General features: G+C 68.5%; 3 protein-coding genes. 2 read left to right on the top strand and 1 reads right to left on the bottom strand.

Features of this window, described 5'->3' with window-relative positions; all coding sequences use genetic code 11:
* Positions 1 to 44 precede the first annotated feature (44 nt).
* Entirely contained in the window at positions 45 to 2,624 is a 2,580-nt protein-coding gene (pepN, locus tag STRIP9103_RS35745; RefSeq protein WP_009330388.1) for an aminopeptidase N, read from the bottom strand.
* A gap of 101 nt (positions 2,625 to 2,725) precedes the next feature.
* Here pepN and STRIP9103_RS35740 point away from each other — a divergent pair, with 101 nt between their 5' ends.
* Complete coding sequence (locus STRIP9103_RS35740; RefSeq protein WP_048821586.1) at positions 2,726 to 2,956, top strand: ribbon-helix-helix domain-containing protein; 231 nt, start codon at positions 2,726 to 2,728, stop codon at positions 2,954 to 2,956.
* Positions 2,943 to 3,290: a type II toxin-antitoxin system PemK/MazF family toxin gene (locus tag STRIP9103_RS35735; RefSeq protein WP_048821585.1), complete on the top strand. Its 348-nt coding sequence runs from the start codon at positions 2,943 to 2,945 to the stop codon at positions 3,288 to 3,290. The genes STRIP9103_RS35740 and STRIP9103_RS35735 overlap by 14 nt, the downstream gene beginning before the upstream one ends.
* Positions 3,291 to 3,301: the final 11 nt, after the last annotated feature.

Here is a 3,301-nt window from a genome sequence, read left to right as displayed (position 1 = left end):
CGTCGTACGACGGACTGCTCGCCGTGAGGCGGACTCCGCGCGGCTTACTCCACGGCCGCCGCCGCGTCCGCGGCCTGGGCCCTCAGGGCGCGTTCCACGCCCGCGCGGGACTCGGAGACGAGACGGCGGAGGGCCGCGTTCGGCTCGGCGGAGGCCAGCCAGGCGTCCGTCTTGCGGAGGGTCTCCTCCGAGACCTGGATGGTCGGGTAGAGGCCGATGGCGATCTGCTGGGCGATCTCGTGGGAGCGGGAGTCCCAGATGCCCTTGACGACCTCGAAGTACTTGTCGGCGTAGGGGGCGAGGAGTTCGCGCTGGTCGGTCTGGACGAAGCCGCCGATGACCGCCTCCTGGACGGCGTTCGGGAGCTTGTCGGAGTCGATGACCGACGCCCAGGCCTCCGCCTTGGCCTCCGGGGTCGGGCGGGAGGCGCGGGCGGTGGCGGCGTGGCGTTCACCGGCGGCCGTCTTGTCGCGCTCGTACTCGCCGGCGATCTCCGCCTCGTCGTACCGGCCCACCGCCGCCAGCCGCAGGACGAACGCCCAGCGCAGCTCGGTGTCGACGGCCAGCCCTTCGATGGTCTGGGTCCCCTCCAGCAGGGCCTCCAGGAGGTCCAGTTGCTCGGGAGTGCGGGCGGTCGCGGCGAACGCCCGGGCCCAGGCCAGCTGGTGGTCGGAGGACGGCTCGGCGGAGCGCAGGTGCGCGAGGGTCGCGTCGGTCCAGCGGGTGAGCAGCGCCTCGCGGCCCGTCGGGTCGGCGTACAGGTCGATCGCCAGCTTCACCTGGCGGTGCAGCGACTGCACGACACCGATGTCCGACTCCTTGCCGATGCCGGACAGGACCAGGGAGAGGTAGTCCCGGGTCGCCAGCTCCGCGTCCCTCGTCATGTCCCAGGCGGAGGCCCAGCACAGGGCGCGGGGGAGGGAGGACCCGAAGTCGCCGAGGTGTTCGGTGACGAACGCCAGCGACTGCTCGTCCAGACGGACCTTCGCGTACGACAGGTCGTCGTCGTTGAGGAGGATCACGGCCGGGCGGCGCTTGCCGACCAGCTGCGGCACGGCGGTCAGTTCGCCGTCGACGTCCAGCTCGACGCGGTCGTCGCGCACCAGCTTGCCGCTGTCGTCATCCAGCTCGTACAGGCCGACCGCGATCCGGTGCGGGCGCAGCGTCGGCGCGCCCTTCGCGCCCGCGGGCAGCGCCGGGGCCTCCTGGCGGACGGCGAACGACGTGATGACGCCGTGCTCGTCCGTCTCGATCTCGGGGCGCAGGACGTTGATCCCGGCCGTCTCCAGCCACGCCCTCGACCAGGCCTTCAGATCGCGGCCCGAGGTCTCCTCCAGGGCGCCCAGCAGATCGGACAGGCGCGTGTTGCCGTACGCGTGCGTCTTGAAGTACGCCTGTACGCCCCGGAAGAACTCGTCCATGCCGACGTACGCGACGAGCTGCTTCAGCACGGACGCGCCCTTGGCGTACGTGATGCCGTCGAAGTTGACGAGCACGTCGTCCAGGTCGCGGATCTCGGCCATGATCGGGTGCGTGGACGGCAGCTGGTCCTGCCGGTACGCCCAGGTCTTCATGGAGTTGGCGAACGTGGTCCAGGAGTGCGGCCAGCGCGAGCCGGGGGCGTACGCCTGGCAGGCGATGGAGGTGTACGTGGCGAACGACTCGTTCAGCCACAGGTCGTTCCACCACTCCATCGTCACGAGGTCGCCGAACCACATGTGGGCCAGCTCGTGCAGGATGGTCTCGGCGCGCATCTCGTACGCGGCGTCGGTGACCTTGGACCGGAAGACGTACTGGTCCCGAATGGTGACGGCCCCGGCGTTCTCCATCGCGCCCGCGTTGAACTCCGGTACGAACAGCTGGTCGTACTTCTTGAACGGGTACGCGTAGTCGAACTTCTCCTGGAACCAGTCGAAGCCCTGCCGGGTCACCTCGAAGATGGCGTCCGAGTCGAGGAACTCGGCGAGTGACGGACGGCAGTAGATGCCCAGCGGCACGGACTGCCCGTCCTTCTCGTACACGCTGTGGACGGAGTGGTACGGGCCGACGATGAGCGCCGTGATGTACGTGGAGATACGGGGCGTCGGCTCGAAGGACCAGGTGTTGTCCTTGGGCTCCGGGGTGGGCGAGTTGGAGATGACCGTCCACCCCTCCGGCGCCTTCACCGTGAACTGGAAGGTGGCCTTCAGGTCGGGCTGTTCGAACGAGGCGAAGACGCGGCGGGCGTCCGGAACCTCGAACTGGGTGTACAGATAGGCCTGGTCGTCGACCGGGTCGACGAACCGGTGCAGACCTTCACCCGTGTTGGTGTACGCGCAGTCGGCGACGACCCGCAGGATGTTGCGCCCCTCCAGCAGCCCCGGCAGGGCGATCCGGGAGTCCTTGAACACCTCGGCGGGGTCGAGGGCGTCCCCGTTGAGCGTCACCTCGTGGACGGTCGGCGCCACCAGGTCGATGAAGGACTCGGCCCCGTTCTCCGAGACGTCGAAGCGCACCGTGGTCACGGACCGGTAGGTACCGCCCTCCTGCGCGCCGGAGAGATCCAGATCGATCTCGTACGAGTCAACGCTGAGCAGCTCCGCCCGCTGCTGAGCCTCTTCGCGGGTCAGGTTTGTGCCAGGCACGCGGTCATCTCCTCGTTATGTGTGGGTTCGGTCATCCTTCCATGAGTGGCAGTTCGGTGTGGAGTGGCTAATGGAGTCCTACTCCGGGTAGCATCATGGGTGTGAAGATTAGTGTGAGCCTGCCGCAGGAGGACGTCACCTTCGTCGATGAGTACGCCGCGCGTACGGAGGCCGATTCCCGGTCCGCTGTGATACACGCCGCCATCGAAATGCTCCGGCAGGCACAGCTCGAGCAGGAGTACACCGAGGCGTTCGCGGAGTGGGACGGGAGCGAGGACGCCCAGTTCTGGGACCAGTTCTCGGGGGATGGGCTGACCGATGAAGCGCGGTGACATCTACCTGGTCGATTACGAGCCGACGCGCGGCAGCGAGGCCAACAAGGCGCGCCCGGCCGTGATCGTCTCCAACGACGGTGCCAACGCGGCTGCGTCGCGGACCGGACGGGGCGTGATCACGTTGGTCCCCCTGACGACGAACACGTCCCGCGTCCATCCGTTCCAGGTGCTGCTTCCCGCCGGGGAGTGCGGGCTCCCGAAGGACTCCAAGGTGCAGTGCGAGCAGGTACGCGCTCTCGCTCCGGAGAGGCTGCTGCGACCTGTCGGTTCGGTCCCGCGTCAGCGAATGACCGAGATCGACGTGGCCCTACGCCGGCACCTGGCCCTCTGAACACGCGGAAG

The sequence above is a fragment of the Streptomyces ipomoeae 91-03 genome (genome assembly GCF_000317595.1).
Taxonomy (GTDB): Bacteria; Actinomycetota; Actinomycetes; order Streptomycetales; family Streptomycetaceae; genus Streptomyces; species Streptomyces ipomoeae.
The sequence above is the reverse complement of the archived record's forward strand: the minus strand, read 5'-3'. Positions and strand labels throughout refer to the sequence as shown.

Coding starts and splice junctions, on each gene's coding strand:
- STRIP9103_RS35735 (WP_048821585.1), top strand. CDS start 2,943: ATGAAGCGCGGTGACATCTACCTGGTCGATTACGAGCCGACGCGCGGC.